Consider the following 24,851-nt stretch of genomic DNA (forward strand, 5'->3'; position numbering starts at 1 on the left):
TCACAATAAAGGCGACAACGATGTTGGTTAGTTTTGCAAATTAATCGCCAGGAGCACTATGAAATACTAAGTGTGTCTTAGTGAACATCGTGCCTCAGTGGTAAACAAACTAATCCGTTGCTTTGGTCCAATCCAAATGAAACCTGCCGTTGCTGAGAATAATTGTGTCAGTCTTCTTTTCCTGCTTTGTGTTGGGATGATAATGCGGATCGCCATGCACCGCCATGCCTGCTCCGGCCTGGGTCAGGATTTTGCGTTCAATATTGCTTTGAATACCTGATCCGCTCATCGCTGCCAGCGCCTTCTTCTTATAATAAACACCTTTCAATATTACATCAAATGTACCTGAAACAGAAGTTGGGCTTACCGATTCAATGGTAATTGTGCCCGACATAGACTCCCCGTCATGAAACCCATGGCCAAGTTTGGTTGTTTCTTCAGTGTAATCAATGAGTACCATGACCGGATCTACATCTTTCTTTTTCTTCGCCGATTTATTAAAATACTCTTCTGACACAACCTGGTAGGTTCCTGGCTGGAGCTGATCTTTAAAAGAAAATATCCTGATCCAAACTTGAACGTCAGGATTTACTTTAAAGGCGGCAATAGCAAGGTAATCCACATTTTTAAACGGAAGTTTCAATCGTTGTGCTTTTGCATGGTATTCCTTTCCGTCCACCTGGCATGAGATATAATTTTCATAATCCTGTGCTTGTAATTGTAAAGCAAAAACAGGAATTAAGGCTAAAAGGATAAATCGGGATTTTAAGAATTTCATGTTATTGGAGTTTATTGATAATTTAAATAATGTAATAGCCAAACACCCGGAGTGCAGGAATGTTGAATTTTTGACACTAATTTAATAAGCCAGCAGCAATATCACTTCAATCAAAATGCCTCTAATTTCTAATAATCCGCTTAACGTCTATTAGATTTCCTTTCAGCACTTTTACAAGATAAATACCTTGTGGGCTGGAAGTCAGATCAAAGTTGTATTGGCTCTGACCTGCCAGTTCTGCCTGCAGTAGCCTTTCGCCAATCATACTGTAAACTTCTACTACAACGGAAGCTAACTCTTCGGTTTCTGCAAGTTTCAAAGTGAATTTACCTTTCGTTGGGTTCGGATACAGACTGAAGAAACTGTCGGCATTGTCATGTTTGTCATTCAATAAATCAGAAGAACTCTCTTCTTCATCATCGGCTGCAATAAAAGCCTCGGGCTGCTGGCAATAGTACCCGGATTCGTCAATGAATGCGTGAAGATAAGCTCCGTTCTCTACAGCACTTGCAGGGTTGATAGTTATTCTTTTTCCGGCAATCAGTAAAACCTTACTTGATTCATTATTAAGAAACAAATTATCAACAATGATATCCTGAACTGCATCAAAACAAGTATCTGCAATCAAATTGTATCCATGAACAAATCTTCGTATGGGTACGCGGCTGGCTAGTTGCAAGTTAAAGGAGTAGCTGTATTTCGTCACGGTTACTGTGTCATAAAGAATAAAGAACCCATCTTTTAATGCCGTAACTGCATATTGTCCATAAAATACACCGGGTAGCAGTAAAAGACCAGTTGTATTTGTGGTTCGATTGAACTGCTGGCTGTAAACAGTGTCAAGTCCAATCATTTCAAAAGCAATACCATTGTAATTTGTTCTTCCTTCCAGACTAAGAAGCATGTTAACATTTACGAACCTCTCAAGAACTACTGGTGAGGCAAAAATGAGATCGCTGCTACCGTTTTCATAAACAGCCTGGATCGCATATTGATATGTGCCGTCAGGGAAATCTTTCAGGTCATCAACAAATTCAGTTTGGGTCACACCTGATTGAAGCAGCGATAATGCCCCCTGGTTTATTTTTCTAAAAATTTTATAGCTCTTGAATGCAGAGTTTTGTCCGCCGGGCAAAGGGCCACCCCAATTCAAGGCTATTTTGTAAACATCTTCAACACCTGCACTCAGATTTACAGGATTTAGCATGCAAGGCAATGCCGGGCTGTTACTTAATGCTCCCCGGTTTTGTGCTTCATCCTCTGCTTTGATTGAGAAGTATATATTTCCAAAGTATGCAATGCTGTCGAGGTTCATCAGGTTTATGATTAACGAATCCTGCAGTCCCGCCAATGATGGATAAGGATAGCTGAATATCCTGTGCGCTATTAAATAGGCGTCTTCCGAGTTTATTGGTGTGTAAGCATAGCGGATATCATACCGGTACGCTTTGCCAATTTCGACATCGTTTCCGGTAGCTGTCCATTTAAGTTTAACCATGTTCTCCGGCATTCGCTCTGTTGTCAGGTCAGCAATTGTTCCGGGTGCAATCTTATCAGTAGCCTGTGCTGTACTGTCGTAATAGGCATATGCATAAAACTCATCACCCAGGTAAATGTACTTTGCTTCAATGGTATCGCCATTTGCCACGGCTATTTCACTTTTTTTAATAAACGAAAGGCCAAACTGACCGATGTAATCAAAATCATTTACCCTGCGCGTTTCTATGTTTACCAGTTCCTGGGTGCGGGTATTTCGTAAAGTCACCTGCTGATAAAAATCCTCACAGAGGAAATTCCTGATTTTTACGAACATGTTATCATCTTCGTAAAGATTTACTGAGCTGAAAGAAAGGTCTACGTCCACCTGATGCTTCGGATGAACTGCAAGTTGTTGCCAGGTCGTATCAATATCGGAACCGTCTGTTACTGTAATCATCAGTTCGTAAATATCCCTGAGACCAAACCCTGGTGTCCAGATGAGCGTGTCATTTGAAAGAGTAATACCCAGGGTGTCGTTTGGAATATTAAATAATAAAGCATCTCCATCAGCATCTTTAGCGCTCAGTTTATATCTCCATTCCTGTTCTTCCACGAACACAAATATACTGTCGGGATTGAGCGTGAAATAGGGCGGGTTATTCCTGTCGCTGCTAGTGAAAATTACATTGGTGTCCTGGCTGGGTTGGCTGAAAGAGCCATATTCATCAATAAAACATGCCCATAGTTTATATTCCTGTCCGGGTTTTAGCCCTGTAATCTCAATTGAGTTTTCTCCAAATACAGATTCATCTTCAGTTCGGCCGCTTGAAATGTTCCTGTAATAAACTGTGGCAGCTATGATACTGCCCGAAACAGGCTCATCCCAGTTCACTTGCAAGATATCGTCTGCCTGAACCACTTTCAGATTTTGCGGTAATTCCATCCAGGCCTCATTTTCGACCCAGATCGAACCTGGCGCAAATTGCAACACAGGCTCATTGTAACCGTCGTCAATGCGGCTGTAAATGAAGTATTCTCCATTGGGTACATCATCGTTTTGCCAAGTAAAATCAAGGCTTCCGTTGTTGATAATTGTAAATTCATTAATCATTGTTCCGTTGAAGTACTTGTTGCTGTTAGAGTAATACACCTGCACGTTTAGCGTGTCGGAATAATCGTTAAAGCTCAGCGATATCTGGTTCGACCGGGTTCGCCTTTCTGAAGGATCAGAAACGAGCAATGTGGGTTCCTGATCGGTTGAGGCAATAAAAACCTCAATTTCGCCAGCATATTCTGTAAAAAATGTCCATTCGCCTTTCATTGGGCTCAGAACCGACATGATTGTTTGCTGTTCTATTGAGTCCACTTTATAGTGGTATGCATTATCCTGGTTGTAAACCACACCGGTGGAATCGTGTTGAAGGGTGAAGTGAAAAGTAGCCGGGTTGAGCGTATCCATTGCCACAACCAGGAGTTGTCTTGCGTTCTCAGCAACCAAAAAGGTAATGGCTTGTTTGCCATCTTTTTGACCCTTCCAGATTTTATGCAGGTGGCCCAGATTACGGCCAATATAGTAATTAAACCAGGGGAAACCAGTTTTGCCAAATTTGAGTTTTTGGGCAAGCTTAAGCCAACCAATCCTGATACTGCTTTGGAAATATTGGTTATTCAGATCTGCCGTTGCAGTTCCAATTTTCCTGTTGCGCGCCCATCTCAGAAACCAGGGCAGGTTGCCGGGCGTTTGTATTGATAATAATCCTGAACCATTTACATGTCCGCCTACCAGGCTCATATAGGTCCTGCCTTTCAGAAGCCCTCCGTATAAATTCAGATTGCATTCGGCGGACAAGGAGTTCAAAGGCCGGTTGTATTCGATGTATCCGTTTGACACTTCATAATTAAAGACTTTGAATGAACCGCCACCCCTGAAAGTTTGCCAGGGTTGGATCAGAACACCGAAATTTTCGAGTTTTACTGGTGAGCCAAGGACTGGAACTTCGTATCCAAGTTCAATGTCAACATTAGCGATGATTTTCCAATTTCCGGTGGCAAGGTCGTCAATTCCACCGGTAACCTTTGTCAGAAACAACCCGGTTGCACCAATGGGAACCTTAGTGCCAATAAAAAGGATGATTTTATTGATTGCCCCCTCTACAAATTCTACTTCGGCTCCGAAACTTAGGAGTGCAAATCCACCGGAACGGTAAACCTCAATGAATTCGTTGAACGTGAGACTGTCAACCAGATTGCCATTTTCATCGCGGATCTCTACAGGAAGTTGGCCAGTTTCAATGTCAAGCAAAGTTGAATCCGGCTCAATCCGCTTATCTGGCAAACCTCCGGGAATATTTAATGTAAATCCCCCACCAAACGTTTGTGTGTAAGTGTTGTAATAAAGACTAACATCTTCAAGAGATACAATGCCGATATTTACACTGAGTCCACTGATATCCATTGCAGTTTGAACACCATCAGTTTTTGATAAAATATGGCTCCCCGACATTTGTTCTACAAACATTGGCAGTTCTAGTTCATAAAGACCAAGGAGATAATCTTTCACCTTATTGATCGGAAAGGGCATCTCAACAATACTCTTTATCTCAACATAGTCCCCCTCTGGGTCAATAATAATTTCACCTATCGTAATATTAAATCCGCCGATAAAAAACGCCCCGCCAATGAGAAAATCTACTGATAACGGAACAAGCCGGTCATCTATGACCAGGTACTCAAACTGGTTGTTATTTTCCTTTACCCAGTAATCTGTATCAGCTATGCCATCTGCAAACAACTTGCAATTGCCTTTTAACACCGGGTGCACAAGGTTTGGCCGCTTATCAATCTTAATGTCACCATCAAAATGAAGGATATTATTGATATGCACATTGCCGGTCAGGGTAAAAAAGTTGGGCGGGTCTTCAACAATATCATCGGCGAAGGCAGTAAGCGAATTATTGATGATTAATGACTCATCTCCGTATGGGATCAGGCTTATATCAATAATTTGTGTTGTATCTCCGGTAATAAATACCTCCTGATTCAATAAATAGTAGCCTGTTCTAGTGGCTGAAAGCATATAGTTGCCCATAGGAACCGAGTCAATGCTATATGACCCGTCAATGCCGCTGGTTGTTTCATAGCTATTAAACGTGTTCATAAGTAAGATAACTGCACCTTCAATAGCTGTTCCCTCATTACTGACAGTTCCCTGCAAATGGGTAACCCTCGCATCGAAGTTGAAAGGAGGTGAATAGCCTGTAATTTCCTGTGCCTGTATATTCCATGCTGCAAAAACAAGGATGAGCAGCATTGCGTGTATGTTGATTTTTGATTTCATGATATTGGGGATTTTATTGTTTTTGTGTTTGGTTCGGTATGACAGTACTGATGTATTTCAGTAAGCTGACAGTATTAAGCCTAATCTTTAAGGCAGCGCACCGGCCTTCCAATTGTATAAGAGTCCCACAACCGGTAAGAACCATCCTGAGTAGTCAAGTATCTGGTCATTAGGCCAAACGAATACAAACTCGATGACCACCAGCCTCCACTGCCACCAAGACCATCATATGTCCCAGTTGTGTAGCGACGGCCTGTAGGCAAAGCACTGAATCCATAAAGGTCCGTTCCTACGCCACCGTACCATCCGGTTGTGGATTTAAGGTTTTTGCCAACATCAAAGCCCCTCAATCCATGACTGTTCCAGATAGTATCTCCAACGACATAATCGCTATCCGCAGTACCCTCCAATATTTTACATTCATCATCTGTAGGAATATGCCATCCTGCTGGACATAAGCTATTTGCGTTGCATACTGCATATCCATTATACAAGGCGCCATAGATGTCCTTATAAGTACTATCATTGTTATACCATGCATATGCGCCCGTCGTATTGTATTCCCATGCAGTGTTGCTGCTGCCGGGATATTCAATGGGGGTACCATTCTGGTATTGCGTGGTTTTGAGATTTTCTTTCATCCAGCACTGGTTGCCAATTTGCACGGTATTGTAAACATTGCCGTCGTTATCTATTACGAAGGAACCGGTAGTAAAATTGAGTTGGATTCCGTATGCTGTTCCAGTGGCGTTGCTGGCGTAAGCCCTCAAATAATAAGTGGTTGCAGGGTCAAGGCCGGTTAGGTTGCTAGTGAACTCACCTAAGCCGAAACCATCGGCAGTAATGCCCAGGTTGCTAGCCGTTGTTGGGTTTGCCTGTGTGCTCCAAACTACCCCACGGTCGGTAACAGGGGAACCACCGGCATGGATTACCTGCCCTCCTGATATTGCAGAAATTTCGGTTATAACGGTTGCCGGAGTGGTTGAAAGATAAGGCAGTGTGGAAATTTCGTTGTAGAGTGCCAAGACTTCAGTATCAGATAGGGCGCTTCCGTAAATGCGGATGTCATCCATCTTTCCGAAAACAACTGTTGGTCCTGTCCTGGAATCCCGTCCAATAAAGAATGGCCCGGCAGGGGCAATATTGGATCCTACATCGGGGAAGGTTTCTATTAGCTGGCCATTTAAATAAATATGGAATGAATCAGTAATGACATCTCTGATGAAGGTTACAAAATACCAGGAATGTGCCGAAACCACACCAGGAGGCGTATATAAATCTCTTTCGCCATTATTCCAGTAAATGCGAAGCCTGTAATCGGTATGTTTCTCGAAGTTAACATTATAGGCAGTATTGTAACTGCCAAATAAGATGCCACGGCTGTCGTCATTAAAATACATCCAGCATGAAAAGGTCAAACTTCCACTAAAAACAGGGGGGTATCCACTGTTTAACATCACACCAGAGTTGCTGCCGTTGAATGACAAGGCTTTGCCTGGGATTCCAAATCTGTCTGTTGTCCAGGTTGTACCCATGTTCACACCATGATAGTTGTTACCCGAGTAATCAAAGAAATTACCATCAAAAGGGAACCAGGCCTCATGTATTTCAATGTAGGGTAATACAGAAATATAGTCAGTCCTGGTTTTGGTATTGCTTACACCACCGCTTGAAGTGGTAAGTGTGACTGAATAAGTGCCAGGTGTATAATAAGTATGAGAAGGGTTCTGCGCTGATGAACTATTTCCATCGCCAAAATCCCATAGCCAACTACTTGGATTGTTAGTTGAAAGGTCATTGAAGTTTACGTTTAGTGGTGCTAAGCCGCTGGTTGGGCCTCCGGTAAAGTTGGCGTCATTCTTCACACAACGAACGCTATGGCCATTAGCTTTATTAATATTGTTACGGTAAACTGTACTTTTCATGTTACCTAAATCTCTGTACCATGCCAGGGTGGTGGATACCTCGGTGGATGACCAAAGGTAACCGTAGGTGCCAAAATTGTTGTATGAGCCGTTTGCACCGCGGGAGCCGGCGGGCAGGAATGAAAAACCCAATGCGTCAGTTCCGTAATGTGTAGCATGAGCTTCCCATCGCGGATGTATTGATGTGTTGCAATCCCCGCCCAATGGAGAATTTATCTGCCTGCAGGATTTTAAAATATTTCCAACATTGATGTCATTAATAAAATCAGTGAGCTGAGTTAATTCCTGATCTGATGGAGCGCGCCATCCTGCCGGGCAAAGTTCATTGACATTCGTTACTGCATATCCATTGTATAATGCTCCGTAATTGTCCTTCCACGACATATCATTGCCATGCCATGCATAGGCTCCGATAGTATTATTTTGCCAGGCAGTGTTATCAGAACCCGGGTAAACAATGGATTCGCCATTGCGGTACATTGTTGTCTTCAGGTTCTCTTTCATCCAGCACTGGTCGCCAATTTGTACGGTATTGTATGTGTTGCCATCAATATCATACAAAACTGAGGTTTCACATATAAATTCACCGCTGGTAAACTGTACCTGGTTTCCATATCCTGTACCGGCACTATTGGTGCCATAAGCCCTCACATAATAAGTCGTCTGGGCAATAAGTCCGGTTATTTCACTGCTGAATTCACCTGTGCCTTCTCCATCGGTGGTAAAGCCATCATTGCTTTCAAGGCTTGGGCTCACAGAAGTGCTCCAGACAACACCGCGGGCTGTGATTTCAGCACCGCCATCACCGGCAATATTTCCACCTGAAGTAGCTGTGGTGGCTGTTATATTGGTCACAGGGTTTGTTATCACAGTTGGCAAATCCACCATAGGTCCACTCCTGATGCATCGGACGGAAAAGCCCACTTCCTGATAATTGTCAGAATGCATTTCTGTACTGCCATAACTGAAGTACAGATAGAAGCCGATTCCGAGATCGTAATATTCAGTGGAGCTCCACCAGTAGCCCCCTTCACCAATGCTCTCATAAGGGCCAAAACTACGGTTGCCACCTGGCAACGCTGAGAAACCAAAAACATCAAAACCATGATGTGTGCTATGCGCATTCCAGCGCGGATGTTCGGTTGTATTACAATCTCCGCCCAAAGGTGAATTTACCTGCCGGCATGATTTCAGGGCATTGCCTGCACCGTTCGGATTGTCCCACTGGTCAGGATAGCCCTGGTCAACAAGATAATCAACCAATTGGATCCATTCATCAGAACTGGGAATATGCCATCCTGCAGGGCATAAACCCTTAGAATTTGAAGTTGCAGGCCAGTTATAAAGCGCGCCATAAGCGTCCTTCATTGCAATATCATTATCATACCAGGCATAAGCGCCGTTTATATTACTACTCCAGGCTTCGTTGTCGCTGCCCGGATATTCAATGGATGATCCATTGCGGTATTTTGTGGTTTTAAGGTTTTCTTTCATCCAGCACTGCTCGCCTATCTGAACCGTGTTGTATATGTTATCATCAACGTCTGTGATGGTTTCAGGGCAAGGTTCAGTTTCAACCGCAATCAATTTCAGTTTTGCATCAGGGCTGTAGGTTCCCGGGAAACTGCCCAGGCCATCCCAGACAAGGGATCTGCTTCCGGGAGTGATACCCATATAACTACCTGTTAGAAACTCTTCAGGAATTGGTATGTATGCACTATCGCTGTGAAAGCGCACCTCAAGGCTAAGGTCGTAGGCAGCTCCTGGACCACTCAGGGTAAAATAAACATCAACAAAGCCGCTGCCATCGGTTCGCTGGCTAACCGTAATGTTGCTGAATGAGCCGCTTTGTGCCATACAAAGCGTTGCTGTTAGGAGGCAAATCGTGGTAGAAATCAGTTTTCTCATGGGTAGGGGTTTTGGTCATAAATGGTTATGATGGTTTGGTGTTATTTTAAGAAGTCTTAAAGATACGACATTAAATACCCCAAAGTCAATTAATTAGGTTATGATAATGCGGCAACCACGGCTATAAATAATGATTCTAGATAGGGTGGATGAAAAGCTAGGTACTGGAATATGTAAAAAGCAATAGAGATGCAAACTAACTTGAGGCCTGCACTTAAAACATCATATAGGTTTTTTTCACTTCCTTGAATTGCCTTGTGTTAAAGCGAAACGAAACTGCAACTCAGTTAAGGAAAATGAATAGAATTGCTTATTAATATTTTACCAAACGGATGTTGGCTTATCTGATTCGAGCTTATTTTGATAATAAGGAGTGAAATCGGAAAAGAAATTGAGATTCGTTAATGCTTCAATTTCATCTATGCTGATGATGAGCGATTCATCTAATTTCTGGTTGCGGAGAACATTTTGCGGTATTAAAAAGGATAAATAATGATCTATTACCGGCGTTGTCCAGGGATTGCTATCGGGTCTTGATAAAATACAGAAGAAAGATTCAGGTACTGGTACCTTCAGTCCATTTTTTCGATGAAGTGTATCGGGTGTTTGTGAGAAAACCGGTCCGACGATCACCCAAACATGAGGAAAGCTATTGCTTCGGCTGCAATATCTTCCAGGAATCTCAGCTTCCAGTTTTTGCCAGACTCCCTGGTTGAGTTCTGCCTTCTGAGGAGAGATGTTGCTCATCAGGAAGGTTTCCATTTGGGAGGTTTTGCCATATTGTTTATTAATGGCAGAGTTGGGTACCAGATGACCCCTGTCATAACCACCACCAAAGGTCTCAGTTCCAATTTGATGAGCTAGCGGAAGCCTGACATCATCAGCAAAGAATGGAAATCGTTCATAATCCACTTCTTTTCTGGATTTGGATACCTGGTAGGCAGCCCAAAGAGGTTGGTTGTACTTTTTTGAGAACCCAAGGCAATAACCATTATTAACAAGAATGATTAATGTATCATCAAGATTCTGGTGTTGAGGCACTCCATTAATCGTAAACAATCTCAGTAAATGCTCATTGTGTTTACAGGATTCGTGTACATAAGACAGGTCGAACAAGGCATCTTGTGAGGAAAGAACGAATGCATTGAAAATGAAGAAGAGTGTGAATATTTGTTTCATTGCAGTTTAATTATTTCTTAACTAAATCACATTTATTTGAAAGTTTTCATTTTAGGCTTTTCTGAACACAACTGTAACTTGAAATAGCAGAACAAACTGACCATTTCAATAGTGAGTAGCTCAAATGAAAAGGCTGTTGCTAATGCAATGTAGTACGCCGATATCAGGAAGTTACAACATCGCAAAAATACGATAAATGAAAAATGAAGTCAACACATAACAGTAACCAATTGATGGTTCACATAAATAATAATCCTTAGCCGGGCTGACCAGATGTTAGGGAATTGTATTTATTATAGATGCTAGAGTGTTAGTTTGGAATAATTAGCATCTAAAACCTGGAGGATTTATGAGGCTGTTCCTTTAAGGAAGGTTGGATAGTTGCAAACGAGCTGATGTTCCTATAGGAATCGGTTGACCGGTATGCTGTTGTAATAGGGCAGGAACTGAGGCAAATAAAAAAACGCTAACTACTTGATAATTAGCGTTAATTGAAAGGATTGTAATTTTAGGAGCGGACCGGACGGGACTCGAACCCGCGACCCCGTGCGTGACAGGCACGTATTCTAACCAACTGAACTACCGATCCAACATTCCCTTAAAAAGGTGTGCAAATATACGATATTTTTTATTCGGGCAAAGAAAGTCATTGTTTTTTATCTCATAAATTCATTCTACTTTAGACGCTCCTAACTATTGAGCCTGCAATTTAAATAAACGATTAACTGCCATGATTTTACAAACGATTGACTGGATTATCATTTTGGGTTTCTTTCTGGTTCTGCTTTCTATTGGCTTCATTTCCTCAAGGAATGCTGGTAACAATACTACCAATTTCTTTCTTTCGGGTCGGAATATGCCGTGGTGGCTGCTGGGTGTTTCTATGGTAGCCACAACTTTTTCGGCCGATACACCCAACCTGGTTACTGATATGGTTCGAACCGGTGGTGTGGCCAGTAATTGGCTATGGTGGGCTTTTTTGCTCACCGGTATGCTTACTGTTTTTGTGTATGCAAAACTCTGGAACCGTTCACAAGTAATGACAGATCTTGAATTTTACGAATTGCGCTACAGCGGGAAAACGGCTGCTTTTTTGAGAGGCTTCAGGGCTGTTTACCTGGGATTCTTTTTCAATGTCATGGTAATTGCCAGTGTATCGTTGGCGTTCATTAAGATTGCGGCAGTAATGCTAGGTTTACAACCTGCACCAGCACTTATTATCGCTTCTGTAGTTGTGGTGATTTACAGCGGAATTGGCGGTTTGAAATCAATATTATGGACCGATTTGTTTCAGTTCAGTTTTGCCATGCTCGGTGCTGTAATTGCTGCGGTGTATGTGACCCGGTCGCCTGAGGTAGGCGGGCTTACTGCGTTGTTTTCCCATCCTGCTGTAAGTGATAAACTGAGCCTGTTGCCAAGCATCTCTCAGCCAGAGTTGTTTTTAAGTATTTTTCTGATCCCGATTGCCATCCAATGGTGGGCGGCCTGGTATCCGGGTGCTGAGCCAGGCGGCGGAGGCTATGTGGCCCAACGTATGCTTTCTGCTAAAAACGAAACCCATGCCGTGAGTGCCACATTGCTTTTCAACTTTTTCCATTACGCATTGCGTCCGTGGCCATGGATCATTGTCGGATTGGGATCGCTCATAATTTTCCCGGATATCCAGTCAATGATTGATGCTTTTCCGGAAGTTTCGACCCAATACATTAAAAATGATTTCGCTTACCCGGCCATGCTGCGCGAATTCCTTCCTGCCGGATTATTGGGACTTGTGGTTGCCTCACTCATCGCCGCTTTTATGTCAACAGTAGCTTCGCAACTAAACTGGGGCTCGTCATATCTTGTAAATGATTTCTATGGCAGATTCTATAACCCCAAAGCATCAGAACGGCAAAAGGTACGATTTGGACGGATCAGCACCGTTGTATTGATGTTTTTTTCAGTCTTGCTTGCGTTGGTATTACAAAACGCACTTCAGGCATTCCAGTACTTACTGATGATTGGCGCCGGTACTGGTTTGATTTATATCTTAAGGTGGTTCTGGTGGCGGATAAACGCATATTCTGAACTCTCGGCTATGGCAGCAGCCGGAGTTTTCTCCCTCGTTTTTATTCTTGTTGAAAATTTTGTGCTCCAATCAACAGGCGAGGGCAGGGTTGAAGTTTTTGGAATTGCTGCTTCTGAAACTTATTGGAATATCTTCAAATTTACAGGTGTAGTAACGCTTACAACTTTGTCGTGGATAATAGTTACTTTCCTCACGCATCCGGTAAACGATGACACATTGAGGAATTTTTACCGTAAAATCAGGCCGGGCGGGCCTGGCTGGAAGGCAGTTGTGGATAAAGCTAAAGCCGAAAATATCAACCTTATCAAGGAAAGCGATTTGCGCTGGGATGTTCCAACCGGTCTTTTGTGCATGATGCTCGGATGTGTGATGATATACAGCACATTATTTACCATTGGGAATTTATTGTATGCGAACCATACGGCGACGCTGGTATTCGCAGGACTTGCCATTTCTTCAGGCATATTGCTGACCCGGTTCTGGAAAAGATTACGCATGTCTTAACACTTTTCCAACTCCATTCTGTTCATTTAAGTAATCCCTTTCTTGAACTTTAATCGTTACACGGGGTTGAATGTTTATGAATGATTTAATCCCTGATCCATTGATGAACAACGATTTTTATACGAACCTCCATGCACGGCTGAAGACCAATACTTCATGGCCTTCGGTATACATGTTTAAGTTTATTTTGCCAAACGACAACCGTAAAATGGCCCTTTTGCGACAGATATTTGAACAGGACTCAAGGTTCTTTGAAAAAACAAGTAATAAAGGGAATTATATCAGCGTTACGGTGAAAATTGTAATGCTAAATCCCGATGAGGTTATTTCCCGCTACCGGCAGGTTGCTGAGATCGAAGGGGTGATGATGCTGTGAAGACATGAGAGGCAAGACCCAAATTCCAAGCCCCAAATCCCAAGAAAAGACACAAGAATCAAGATACAAGAGACAAGAATCAAGACAGAAGTATCAAGACACAAGAAACAAGAGACAAGAATCAAGAAACATGGAACTTGAAACCAGAAAAAAGCAACCCGGAGCTTTGAACCTTGAGTCCACTCCGAAAAGTCACAAGTTGCTGATTTTTGTCATTTTTAACCCCTGACCCCTAAAGGGGAAACGCTAAAAATCAGCAATTTGTCAAAGTCCCCTTTAGGGGATTTAGGGGCAAATTGACTTTTCAGAGTGGACTCAACCTTGAACCTTGAACCCGCAACTTTGAACTCCATATGCCGAATGCTGAAACCGAGAAGGTGAGAAAATGAGAATACGAGCGCATGGAAATCCCAGTTTCTCAGTTTCTCAGTTTCTCATCTTACCATATTTAAGAGACTACTTCGCGTAATTGATTGCCCTGGTTTCCCTGATCACGGTAATCTTGATCTGGCCGGGATAACTCATTTCGTCCTGTATCTTTCGTGAAAGATCATACGAGAGCTGCGCAGCTTCGGTATCATTCACCTTTTCGGCTCCAACGATTACGCGTAGTTCACGGCCTGCCTGAATCGCATACGTTTTAACAACTCCAGGGTAGGAGAGGGCAAGGTCTTCGAGGTTCTTTAACCGCTGGATATAGGCTTCCACCACTTCCCGTCTGGCACCTGGTCTCGCTCCTGAAATAGCATCACACACCTGCACGATTGGAGCAATAAGGGTTTCCATTTCCACTTCGTCGTGGTGGGCGCCAATAGCATTGCAGATGTCTTCCTTTTCCTTGAACTTTTCGGCAAGTTTCATCCCGAGGACAGCATGTGGAAGATCGGACTCGTTATCCGGAACTTTTCCGATGTCATGCAGCAACCCGGCACGTTTGGCTTTTTTGGGGCTCAGACCAAGTTCAGCAGCCATTGTTGCCGATAGCAAAGCTACTTCTTTGCTATGCTCCAATAGGTTCTGACCATACGATGAACGGTATTTCATCTTTCCGATAAGCCTGATAAGCTCATGGTGCATATTATGGATGCCAAGATCAATGGTAGTGCGTTTGCCTATTTCGATGATTTCCTGTTCGATTTGCTTTTTTGTCTTGGCAACCACCTCCTCAATTCTGGCTGGATGAATCCGGCCATCGGTTACAAGTTTATGTAGCGAAAGTCTTGCAATTTCCCTGCGAACCGGATCAAAAGCAGAAAGAAGAATGGCATCCGGAGAATCGTCAATGATAATCTCAACGCCGGTAAGGGCTTCAAGTGCACGGATATTACGTCCTTCGCGACCAATTATGCGGCCTTTGATTTCGTCACTTTCAATGTTAAAAACCGACACAGTGTTTTCAATGGTGTGTTCTGCAGCTGTGCGTTGAATGGTTTCGATAATGATTTTTTTGGCTTCAGAATTTGCAGAAAGCTTGGCTTCATCCATGATCTCCTTGATTTGGATCATGGCTTCTGATTTGGCTTCTTCTTTCAGTGATTCAATAAGTTGTTCTTTTGCTTCTGCTGCCGACATGCCTGAGAGGGACTCAAGTAGTTCAGTTTGTCTGCTATGCTCTTTTTCGAGGTCTGTTTGTTTCTTGTTGATAATTTCAAGTTGCGACGAAAGATTGGCTTTGATGGTTGCTACTTCTTTTTGTTTACGCTGAGTTTCTTCCATCTTTTGTGAGAGAGCCGTTTCTTTTTGTTTGTATCGGTTTTCTGCTCTTTGTAATTCCAGGTTCCTTTCTTGTACTTCTTTGTCGTGTTCTGCTTTAAGTTGTAAAAACTTTTCTTTGGCCTGCAGGATTTTATCTCTTTTTAAAATCTCTGCTTTTTCTTCGGCTTCTTTTAAAAGATGCCTGCTCTTCCTGTTGATGGCTTTCTTGCCCACTGTGCTTGCAATAAGCAAGCCCAGGCCAAGTCCGGCAACAACCCCAAGCGCTATTAACAATACTGTTTCCATATGAGTAAAATGTTAGTAAAGGGTGAATAAATTGGTGTGGAAAAGCTGGAGTTGCAATTCTTTAAACCTGTGCTTTTTACAAGCGAACAGGAAAAAAGAAAAAGCCCGCAATTAATTCATCGTTTAGGAAACCCCAAACGAAATGGATAGAGCTGCCAAGTCTGTCGAACGTCCACTGTCTCAGAATCTGAGAATCCCACCGGGGTGGGATTGAGGCCTGTTCTTGAAACTATAGAGCTATGCTCTAAAGTAAATAATGTTGAGTTTCCAAACAGTATGAATTAATGCGGGCCTGTCTTAAATGTTTTTCAAAGAACGCTGTATATCAATCTCTTTTTTAATTCAATGCTTCAGTAATCAGATTGTCAATCTCTATAAGTCTGTTCTTAAGCTGATGATCCCTGAAATCAGAGTCTTCTTCAAAGTTTCGTGTTGAGGTAGCAAACTGCAACGATACCATAGCCAACAAATCCTGCTGATCCTTAAATGCATAATTATTAGCATAATCCTTCATCTTTGATTCTATCAGTGTTGCTGCGCTTCGTACCAATTCTTCATCCTTTTTATTTATGGTCAACCTGTATGGCCTCCCTGCTATTACCACTGTGATGGCCAGTTTATCCATTATTGTTGTTCCTTAACTGAATCTATTTATTTAAAAGATCAATACACTTATCAATTTCCCGCACCATGTCTCCAATTTTTCTTTTGGCATCAGATATTTCAGAACGCGATGCCAGCGTTTTTGCTATGCTTACAGTCTTGATTTTTTCCTGTAGTTCGTTTATAAGTTGTTTTTGATGGTTTATAATTTGTTCCTGTAATTCTGTCTTTTCAATCAACGTTGCGTATTCCTGCCGAATCAGCTTGTGTTCCTTTGCCAGCTTCCTGAGCTTAAAGTCAATACCCGAGATTAAAACACTCACATCTTCCATTTCTCTTCAACTCGTTTTGCAGGCTAAATGTTGCGCAAAAATAGCAAATATTTCGCTTTGCTACAATTGCTTCACCATTTAATGCTACATGGGCACAAGCTGCAAAATAGTTTCCCAAATATAGGCATATATTGCGCACATCCGGTAAAATTTATTTATTTTCACAAAAAAAATCAGATGAAGGAAGAATTCCTGCATTTCCTTTGGAAATATCGTTTGTTCATCTCTCCGCTAACTACCACGCTTAACGAACCCATTGAAGTGATCAAACCAGGGGTTCAAAACACGGATGCCGGCCCTGATTTTGTTGATGCCCGGTTACGTATTAGTGATACACTTTGGGCTGGAAATGTGGAAGCCCATATTCAAGCTTCATCGTGGTACGATCACAACCATGATAAGGACAGCAGTTATGACAATGTTATCCTTCATTTGGTTCTGAACAACGATAAGCCGGCTAAACGCACAAACGGACAGGTAATTCCCTGCCTGGAATGTGATAAGATCATTCCCCTTGCAATTTACGAGACTTACAAAGATTTGATGAGCTCAAAGCTTTGGATCCCATGTGCCCGGATTATCAAATCATGCCCTGAAATTGTCATCGGTTCATGGATCGAGACCCAATTAGTGGAAAGATTGGCTGCCAAAACTGCCGCAATTGAAATGATACTAAAGGCAAACGGAAATGACTGGGAAGAAACATTTTACCGTTTGCTGGCCCGTTCATTCGGATTGAAGATCAATACCCTCCCATTTGAAATGCTGGCAGCATCGCTACCTTATAAGATATTGGCCCGACATTACGATCAGCCGGTACAAATTGATGCTTTAATTTTTGGCCAGGCCGGATTTTTGGCTCACGATAACATTGATGGATATCCTGCATTGCTTAAAAAGGAATATGAATTCTTGAAGAATAAATATTCTTTGCAACCAATGGATGTATCGGTTTGGAAGTTTCTCCGGCTTCGCCCGGTAGCTTTTCCAACAATCAGGCTGGCCCAGTTTTCTGCGCTTATGCAAAGCACTGACTCACTTTTTTCGCGTGTGCTCGAAACCAAAGAAATAGATCAGCTTAGATCATTGTTCAAATTAAAAGCTTCGGAATACTGGGATACGCATTATCGATTCGATAAGCCGTCCAATGATCAGGCTCCCAAGTTACTCGGCGAACAGGGAATAGATCTTTTATTGATCAATGCTGTGGTTCCCATGTTGTTTTGTTATGGAAGACTCCATCAGTCAGATGAATTCAAGAACAGGGCATTTGACTTTCTGGAAGCATTGCCTGCTGAACAAAATGCTACCATAAATAAATGGAAATCTTTAGGCATTCCGGTCAAAGATGCATTTGCATCACAGGCATTGCTGAACCTGAAAATGTCATATTGCGATCACAAAAAGTGTTTGTATTGCCGGATTGGTAATGAGTTGCTTAGATAAAGAAAAGAACAATTTTTGCTTGTGGTTGAGAAAAATCTCAAATAATCCACAATTTGCTTTCAGGTTCCCATCATTTTGTTGATTTTTGTTTCTTGAAAAACTGTTCATTTCTCAACTTCTCACTAACCCGTTGCTTATGAAACGTATTTTGCCTTTGCTCATCTGCCTGGTTCTAAGTTTTCCTGCAATTTTACAATCACAAACCACTATTCAGTCATCAGATACCACTGAGCAGAGGGATCAACCTGCTGCAACCGATATTAACACTGAGGATCTTACACTTAGTGAGCGTGTAAATTCATTCTTCGAACCCATTGTAGAAGGAATTGGCAGTGTGCTTTTTTACGATCCATTTGCAGCCCTGGGGCTTTACGACCCGGTTGTTTATGATGAAGCAGGCGTGCCAATTCTTGATGAAAATGGCGATCCTGTGCGAAAGCCCATAGCCCTTGTGGTAGTCTGGCTTATACTTGGCGCTGTTTTCTTCACAGTATATCTCAAGTTTGTTAATATTACCGGTTTCATTCATTCAATCCAGGTAGTCAGGGGCAAATACGATAATCCTGACGATTCAGGTGAAGTCAGCCATTTTCAGGCGCTGGCAACAGCGCTGTCAGCTACCGTTGGATTAGGTAACATTGCCGGCGTTGCCATTGCCATTATTATCGGTGGGCCAGGGGCAACCTTTTGGATGATCGTTGCCGGCTTGCTGGGTATGACTTCCAAGTTTGTTGAATGTACTTTAGGGGTGAAATATCGTAACATTAATCCTGACGGCTCAGTATCTGGCGGGCCAATGTACTACCTGAGCAAGGGACTTAAAAAGCGAAACCTCGGAACTCTGGGAAAGGTTTTGGCAGTCATTTTTTCAATCCTCGTAATCGGCGGTTCATTTGGTGGCGGAAATATGTTTCAGGCCAACCAATCATTTTCGCAGTTCACTTATGTAATCCCTTCTATTTCAGGGTATGGATTCTGGTATGGGGTCATACTTGCCATACTTGTTGGCGCTGTAATAATTGGCGGGATTAAAAGTATAGCCAGTGTTACAAGCAAGATTGTGCCTTTCATGGCCATTCTTTATGTTGCTACAGCGCTTGTAATTATACTTATCAATTATAAGGATGCACCTTCGGCTTTCTATTTGATCTGGGAAGGAGCATTTAATCCTGAAGCTATAAAAGGTGGGATTATAGGCGTGCTGATTGTTGGTTTTCAACGTGCAGCATTTTCGAATGAAGCCGGGGTCGGTTCCGCGCCGATTGCTCATTCGGCTGTTAAAACCGAAGAACCTGTCTCAGAGGGTTTTGTAGCTCTCCTTGAGCCGTTTATTGATACTGTGGTTATTTGCACCATGACTGCGTTGGTAATCATCTTCACCGAGATGCATAACAACCCACTTGGCCTTGAAGGTTCGGCGCTAACTTCCGAAGCATTTAGCACTGTGTTCTCATGGTTCCCTTATGTACTTATGCTGGCTGTTTTCCTTTTTGCAATTTCAACAATGATTTCATGGTCGTATTATGGCATCAAGGGTTTCGACTTTCTTTTTGGGAGATACTCAGAGAAATTATTTGGCAGCCGTAAAGTATCTGATACCGTTTACAGGGTGCTGTTCCTGGCATGCATCATCGTTGGCTCATCCTCGGGTTTAAGCGCTGTTGTTGATTTTTCTGATATGATGATCCTATCAATGGCTTTTCCAAATATTCTCGGTCTTCTTATCATGGCACCGGAAGTAAGGCGTGATGTCAAGTCTTATCTTAGTCGCATTAAATCGGGTGAGATTAAAAAGTACCGATAATTTTTTGACCTGGCAACCTGGCTAGTATTGATGGCTTAAAGTTAATTTCATATTTTTACGACGCATTAATCCCATCATAGCGTTAAGAATGTGGCAAGCACTGAAAGATTTCTTTTCATTTTCCCGCAAGGACCTGAGGGGCATTTATGTCTTGCTGGTTATTCTTTCCTTATTGTTGCTTTTCAGGATATTTTCCCCGTTTTATTTTACGAACCCTGAGCCGGATTTTACAGAATTTGACCGAATGGTGCTGGCGCTTGAAAAAGCAGAACGCGCAGTTAGGGAAAAAGAAATGGCCGAAGCAAAGGCTGCTGTTCCTGCATTTAACCGTCCCGATAGGGAAATTGCAGAGATCAAGCTCAATCCTTTTCCGTTTGATCCCAATCAGATGACCGAAGAATCATGGTTGAAACTGGGATTGAATATGCGGCAAATCAGGAATATTCAAAACTTTACCGGAAGTGGTGGGAGCTTCAGAAAGCCAGAGGATTTTAAACGCATGTACTCAATCAGCGATGAAGAGTATTCAATTTTAGAACCCTTTATTGTTATAGCGGAAAGTGAAAAATATTCTGAAAAAAAAGAGTATAAGAAAAGTGCTTACAAACCCTATGATTCACTGGCGCCTCCTGCTAAATCGAATATCATTGTTAACATAAACACTGCTGATTCTGTTGAGCTGATAAAAGTCAGGGGCATAGGCCCGGTGTTCGCAAGGCGTATACTAAAGTATCGGGAGTTATTGGGAGGGTTTCATAGCCCGGGCCAGTTGCTTGAGGTGTATGGCCTCGACAGCGCCAGGTACGAAATGATTGTGAATAGCTTCATTTTTGATCAATCATCATTACGTACGATTGATGTGAATACGGCTGAAGTCAAAGACCTGACCGCCCACCCGTATATTGATTTTTACCTTGCAAAATCAATCGTTGACCAGCGGGTGAAAAAAGGTGTTTATCAATCAGATGCTGAACTGTATGCCATTCCCTTGATGCATGATGCTTTGTACCAGAAAGTTGTCCCGTATTTCAAATTTAATTGAAGTTGAAATGGATAAACCGGGCCATAAATATTATTATTCATTCATCCTGATGGCTTTCATTTTGCTGTCGTGTTGCAGAGCATCAATTGCGCAGGATATACTTATTGCTCATGATTACTGTGAAACTGCAAAGCAACTAAATCTGGAATCTGAGAACATCAGGAATTCCGACCGGCAGCTTGCCCTTGAAAAAGCTGAACAGGCGCTTGTTTTAGCGCAAAAACATGCGTGTGGCAGTATGGAAGCCCTTGCGCACAGAAATATTGGGATCATTTACTTCTTTAAAGGTTCTTATCCTGAAGCTGAAGATTCCTTCTCAAAAGCTTTGCAAATTTATAGTTCAATTGCTGATAGTTTGGGTGTTTCCAACGTTTTGAACAATATGGCGTTTGTATTTATTAAAACGGGACAATATAAAAAAGCTCATGATTTTCTTTCGCGGGCGCAGCACATGTTCATAATCTTAGGTGATAGCATAGGTGAGGCTAAAACCTGGCTCAACCTGATGCAGGTATATTTCTACCAGGGAATGTTCGCGGAGGCACTTGCCAGTATTCGCAAAGCTTTGGCAATTCACGAAGAGCGTGGCGATGTCTCGAATATTCTTTTATGCCAGAACAACCTTGCTGCTATTTATGAAACTCAGGGTCTTTACGATGAGGCGTTGGATATTTTTGAACAGGCGCTTCAAACTTCAATAGACCTTGAGGATGATGCTTCAAGATCAATGATCCTGAATAATATGGGAATGATCCATTATGAGCTGGAAGAATATCAGAATGCCATTGATCTTTATACGAACTCGTTGCTGCTAAAGGTTGAGCTGGATGATAAAGCCGGTATTTCACTCTGTCTTTCAAACCTTGGTTCGACACTACGAATGCTTGGGCGCATTGATGAATCAAATGCACATTTTACACAGGCCTTAAAAATTGACCAGGACCTGGGCAACCAGTTGGGTATTGCGATCCAACTTGCGCAAATTGCCGGAAATTTGCTTCATAAGAATGAACCCTTAAATGCAATCAGTTATTACCAGCAAAGTAATGAAATTGCCTACGACATAAATGCCAGGCATTTGCTAAAGGAAAACTTCATGTACCTTGTAAAAGCGTACATTGCCGCAAATAATTATGATCAGGCTTATGACTATATGGTGAAATACATCACCTTCAGGGATGATATGATCATTCCTCCTGAAGAGCTTGAAGGTTATGGGTATGAAAGAAAAGAGCCGGGCAAGGTTTCACGGTTTTTCCGAACGCCAGGCTGTTTTGGTTTTTTTGATCTGGTTTTGGTGCTGAGTATCTTATTGAACCTGTTTTTGCTCTTTAGGATAATGAGAAAGCATTGACAAAGATTACAGTCGCATTTCTGAAACGTTAATACAGGTTTTTATTTGAACCTATTGCTTACCGGGTAAATGATTCTATGTCTTTATTTGTGAAACCTCTACGAGGTTTTTGTTTTATTTGGGTAACATTTTGCTACAATAATATATCGCCTACAGCGATCAAGCCTTACAACGATACGATTTCCGCACAGCTAATTAAGCTTAGAGGATATGTATTGTTGAATAAGATGTGTAACTTCTACAAATAATTAATTTTCTTGGTTGTCATTTTGCTACAATGCTATTTAGCCTAAAGCGATTTCCTGCAAAAATAATACGAATTCCACAAAGCGAATTCCGCGTAGCGGATACACTATTGTAGCATATGCATGTGATCTTGTATTCTAATTCCACATAGTGGATTCACAAATGAAGTTGGACCAAAGTATTTGAATCCATGTTCTATTAGGGTAATATTTTGCTTCAATACTGTTTATAGCAAATTTTGCCTAGCAGATACAGTATTGTAGAACAAGATTTACTTCGGATATACCTCTATCTGTCTGAAATCCTGAATCCTGTAGATGGAAAGCCCTTTGTTTTCAAATCCATTTCGGCCCAATGGTTCGAACGAGAAAGGAATCTGCATGCCCCGGTAACGGTAGGAGGGAAGGCATTCTTCAAAAGCCGCCCCATATTTCATCATGGCGCTCACAAAATACCAGGTAATATCAAAAGCTTCAAATGCAAAGCGGTTTGGCAATGGCTCAGTATTATATGTATTTCTGAATAAGCGTATATAGTTTTTTACTGGTTCGGCATTATAATCAATATAACTATGAGAGGGAAGGTGCAGGCGCAGGTTGACAATGTGTTCGGTATCAATCTCAAACTCTTCCCACTCTTGCATCCCGAAACAGGTGATATCATAATCAGCCCTGATGTCATTGAGTTTCCTGATAAAGTCCATGATGAAGACTTTATCTGTTGAAAGCCCGACAATGATGTTTTCGCGAGTTTTACTGAGGCTTCTTCTTACCCCATCCAGGCTGTCGCGGATATAAATGACTTCGTTTAATCCTGCTTCTCCGAATTCCTTGCGGAAGATTTCTGAGGTTTCGTTTTCGCTGAAGGAAAACTGCCTGACCACAATGATATTTTTTCCTGCAAAGTTGTTCTTGATAAATGATGCCAGCACATGCACCTGATCTTTTGAGGATGACTGGGCTTTAATGCTGTATGGATTGTTCAGCAGGAATTCGGTTCGTGTAGAAAGCGGATTAACGATATTGATTTTGTTGCTGGCGGCAAAACGTGCCATCTTGTCGAAATTACCTGAAAACAGTGGCCCTATAATAAGATCCATGTTGCTCAATTCTGATCTTGCAAGTACCTTGTCCACACTTTCAGGTGTGTTATCAACATCATATACATGCACTGTTGCATTGAGACCAAGTTTACCAAGGCTGTCAATGGCAAGCATAGCGCCATAATAGAATTGCATGAACTCATACGATTTATTTAGACTTTGCTCTTCACCTGTGAGAGAATCGGATGTCGGAAATTCTACCTTAGCATCCAGGAAAAATGGAAGCATAAGGGCAATATTGTAGGTTTTTCCATGCTCAACGAGAGGGTGGCAATCTTCCGGTATGCCAGGTCCAGGGATTTCCGGAACCTCTTCTTCAACTGGAGGTTTGATTTCTTGTAAAACCTTTTTGGTCGTGATATTATACACCGGAATTTGCAATACCTGTTTCGGTTGAAGGCCTTCAGCAGCGTGAGGATTATGTTTTATCAATTCATCCGCGCTCACTCCATATCGTTTTCCGATCCTGAACAGGGTTTCGCCCCGTCGCACCCGGTGATAGGTGTAGGTTACAGTGGTGTCCTGAATAGTCTTGTATTGCGGTTCCTGAGTGCCGTGAAAATTTTTTAACCGGATGGTTTGTCCAGCTTTCAAACCGTCTGTTAGTCCGGGGTTCAGGTTGTTGATTTCTTCCACTGTCATGTTAAACCTGCGCGAAATGGAGAAGAGTGTTTCTCCGGCCTGCACGGTATAGGTTTCAGGGATCGAACCTGGTTTTGGCTGTTCAGCTTGTTTTTCTTCCGGTTTAGATTGAACAATAACCTCTGAACCTTTTTCTGGTATTACGAGAACCTGCCCGGGCTGCAGCTCAGTGATGCCGGGATTGGCAGCCCTTAACTCAGGAACAGTAATGCTGTATTGCCTGGCAATGCCGAAAAAGGTTTCCTGAGCAGTAACGGTGTGAGAGTTTGCTTTTGGAGTGGCTGGAGTTTTTGACGGAACCGGAATGGTCTGCGGTTTCTGATCAGAAGTAGCTTCTGCCTTTGGTGAGTTTTCAGCAGAACCGATTGCGCCCATGTCTTTGGGTATCTTCATCACATCGCCGGTGGTAATAATTCCTTTAAGTCTCGGATTTTCCCGGTTTATATCAGCAACACTTAGCTGATAGGCAGCGGCGATGCTTTCCATGGTTTGACCCTGGCGCACCAGGTGAATATAATATTCCTTGCCATCCATCATTTCAATGACTTCTGAGCGTTGTACCGCACCTGGTTGCTGAGCACATACTACTGCTGAAGCATAAAACAGAAGAAACACGATAAGAAATCTTTTCACTTTATTATATCTTTAATTATTATCAACGCTGTTTTTTGTAAAACATTCTGTTGAGCAATCCTTCAAGGTTCAAATCCTATCTTTACAAAAAT

General features: G+C 42.3%; 14 protein-coding genes and 1 tRNA gene. 6 read left to right on the top strand and 9 right to left on the bottom strand.

Annotated features, from left to right (window positions below; translation table 11 throughout):
- Positions 1 to 109: 109 nt before the first annotated feature.
- From IH597_05815 to IH597_05835, 5 genes are all read right to left on the bottom strand, one after another.
- The gene (locus IH597_05815) at positions 110 to 778 is read right to left on the bottom strand and encodes a hypothetical protein (protein ID MBE0661967.1); all 669 of its coding nucleotides are present in this window, start codon (positions 776 to 778) and stop codon (positions 110 to 112) included.
- 121 nt (positions 779 to 899) lie between these two features.
- Complete coding sequence (locus IH597_05820) at positions 900 to 5,594, bottom strand: carboxypeptidase regulatory-like domain-containing protein (protein ID MBE0661968.1); 4,695 nt, start codon at positions 5,592 to 5,594, stop codon at positions 900 to 902.
- A gap of 80 nt (positions 5,595 to 5,674) precedes the next feature.
- Positions 5,675 to 9,427, bottom strand: a complete 3,753-nt coding sequence (locus IH597_05825; GenBank protein ID MBE0661969.1) for a PKD domain-containing protein — start codon at positions 9,425 to 9,427, stop codon at positions 5,675 to 5,677.
- 321 nt (positions 9,428 to 9,748) lie between these two features.
- Positions 9,749 to 10,606, bottom strand: a complete 858-nt coding sequence (locus tag IH597_05830; GenBank protein MBE0661970.1) for a DNA/RNA non-specific endonuclease — start codon at positions 10,604 to 10,606, stop codon at positions 9,749 to 9,751.
- 515 nt (positions 10,607 to 11,121) lie between these two features.
- Positions 11,122 to 11,195, bottom strand: a tRNA-Asp gene (locus IH597_05835).
- Between the two features lie 141 nt (positions 11,196 to 11,336).
- On the opposite strand from IH597_05835, the gene IH597_05840 reads away from it, so the two are divergent.
- Together IH597_05840 and IH597_05845 are read left to right on the top strand one after the other, a co-directional pair.
- Positions 11,337 to 13,178 carry a Na+:solute symporter gene (locus IH597_05840; GenBank protein ID MBE0661971.1) on the top strand — a complete coding sequence of 614 codons (1,842 nt, stop codon included), beginning with the start codon at positions 11,337 to 11,339 and terminating at the stop codon, positions 13,176 to 13,178.
- A gap of 76 nt (positions 13,179 to 13,254) precedes the next feature.
- Complete coding sequence (locus tag IH597_05845) at positions 13,255 to 13,554, top strand: DUF493 domain-containing protein (protein ID MBE0661972.1); 300 nt, start codon at positions 13,255 to 13,257, stop codon at positions 13,552 to 13,554.
- A gap of 456 nt (positions 13,555 to 14,010) precedes the next feature.
- Here IH597_05845 and rny read toward each other — a convergent pair whose 3' ends face one another.
- From rny to IH597_05860, 3 genes are all read right to left on the bottom strand, one after another.
- Positions 14,011 to 15,555 carry a ribonuclease Y gene (rny, locus tag IH597_05850; protein MBE0661973.1) on the bottom strand — a complete coding sequence of 515 codons (1,545 nt, stop codon included), beginning with the start codon at positions 15,553 to 15,555 and terminating at the stop codon, positions 14,011 to 14,013.
- A 337-nt stretch (positions 15,556 to 15,892) separates the two neighbouring features.
- Complete coding sequence (locus IH597_05855; GenBank protein MBE0661974.1) at positions 15,893 to 16,180, bottom strand: cell division protein ZapA; 288 nt, start codon at positions 16,178 to 16,180, stop codon at positions 15,893 to 15,895.
- A 22-nt stretch (positions 16,181 to 16,202) separates the two neighbouring features.
- Positions 16,203 to 16,490, bottom strand: coding sequence for a hypothetical protein (locus IH597_05860; GenBank protein MBE0661975.1), 288 nt, complete (start codon positions 16,488 to 16,490; stop codon positions 16,203 to 16,205).
- 177 nt (positions 16,491 to 16,667) lie between these two features.
- Here IH597_05860 and IH597_05865 point away from each other — a divergent pair, with 177 nt between their 5' ends.
- From IH597_05865 to IH597_05880, 4 genes are all read left to right on the top strand, one after another.
- Entirely contained in the window at positions 16,668 to 17,936 is a 1,269-nt protein-coding gene (locus tag IH597_05865) for a DUF2851 family protein (protein MBE0661976.1), read from the top strand.
- Between the two features lie 136 nt (positions 17,937 to 18,072).
- Complete coding sequence (locus IH597_05870) at positions 18,073 to 19,740, top strand: alanine:cation symporter family protein (protein MBE0661977.1); 1,668 nt, start codon at positions 18,073 to 18,075, stop codon at positions 19,738 to 19,740.
- Positions 19,741 to 19,828: 88 nt separating this feature from the next.
- Positions 19,829 to 20,782 carry a helix-hairpin-helix domain-containing protein gene (locus IH597_05875; protein ID MBE0661978.1) on the top strand — a complete coding sequence of 318 codons (954 nt, stop codon included), beginning with the start codon at positions 19,829 to 19,831 and terminating at the stop codon, positions 20,780 to 20,782.
- 7 nt (positions 20,783 to 20,789) lie between these two features.
- Positions 20,790 to 22,136, top strand: a complete 1,347-nt coding sequence (locus IH597_05880) for a tetratricopeptide repeat protein (GenBank protein MBE0661979.1) — start codon at positions 20,790 to 20,792, stop codon at positions 22,134 to 22,136.
- 517 nt (positions 22,137 to 22,653) lie between these two features.
- Here IH597_05880 and IH597_05885 read toward each other — a convergent pair.
- A complete protein-coding gene (locus IH597_05885) occupies positions 22,654 to 24,759 on the bottom strand; it encodes a LysM peptidoglycan-binding domain-containing protein (GenBank protein MBE0661980.1) in 2,106 nt (701 codons plus the stop codon).
- Positions 24,760 to 24,851 lie beyond the last annotated feature (92 nt).

Source organism: Bacteroidales bacterium (genome assembly GCA_014860575.1).
Classification (GTDB): Bacteria; Bacteroidota; Bacteroidia; order Bacteroidales; family JAAYJT01; genus JAAYJT01.

Coding starts and splice junctions, on each gene's coding strand:
- IH597_05815 (MBE0661967.1), bottom strand. CDS start 778: ATGAAATTCTTAAAATCCCGATTTATCCTTTTAGCCTTAATTCCTGTT.
- IH597_05820 (MBE0661968.1), bottom strand. CDS start 5,594: ATGAAATCAAAAATCAACATACACGCAATGCTGCTCATCCTTGTTTTT.
- IH597_05825 (MBE0661969.1), bottom strand. CDS start 9,427: ATGAGAAAACTGATTTCTACCACGATTTGCCTCCTAACAGCAACGCTT.
- IH597_05830 (MBE0661970.1), bottom strand. CDS start 10,606: ATGAAACAAATATTCACACTCTTCTTCATTTTCAATGCATTCGTTCTT.
- IH597_05840 (MBE0661971.1), top strand. CDS start 11,337: ATGATTTTACAAACGATTGACTGGATTATCATTTTGGGTTTCTTTCTG.
- IH597_05845 (MBE0661972.1), top strand. CDS start 13,255: ATGAATGATTTAATCCCTGATCCATTGATGAACAACGATTTTTATACG.
- rny (MBE0661973.1), bottom strand. CDS start 15,555: ATGGAAACAGTATTGTTAATAGCGCTTGGGGTTGTTGCCGGACTTGGC.
- IH597_05855 (MBE0661974.1), bottom strand. CDS start 16,180: ATGGATAAACTGGCCATCACAGTGGTAATAGCAGGGAGGCCATACAGG.
- IH597_05860 (MBE0661975.1), bottom strand. CDS start 16,490: ATGGAAGATGTGAGTGTTTTAATCTCGGGTATTGACTTTAAGCTCAGG.
- IH597_05865 (MBE0661976.1), top strand. CDS start 16,668: ATGAAGGAAGAATTCCTGCATTTCCTTTGGAAATATCGTTTGTTCATC.
- IH597_05870 (MBE0661977.1), top strand. CDS start 18,073: ATGAAACGTATTTTGCCTTTGCTCATCTGCCTGGTTCTAAGTTTTCCT.
- IH597_05875 (MBE0661978.1), top strand. CDS start 19,829: ATGTGGCAAGCACTGAAAGATTTCTTTTCATTTTCCCGCAAGGACCTG.
- IH597_05880 (MBE0661979.1), top strand. CDS start 20,790: ATGGATAAACCGGGCCATAAATATTATTATTCATTCATCCTGATGGCT.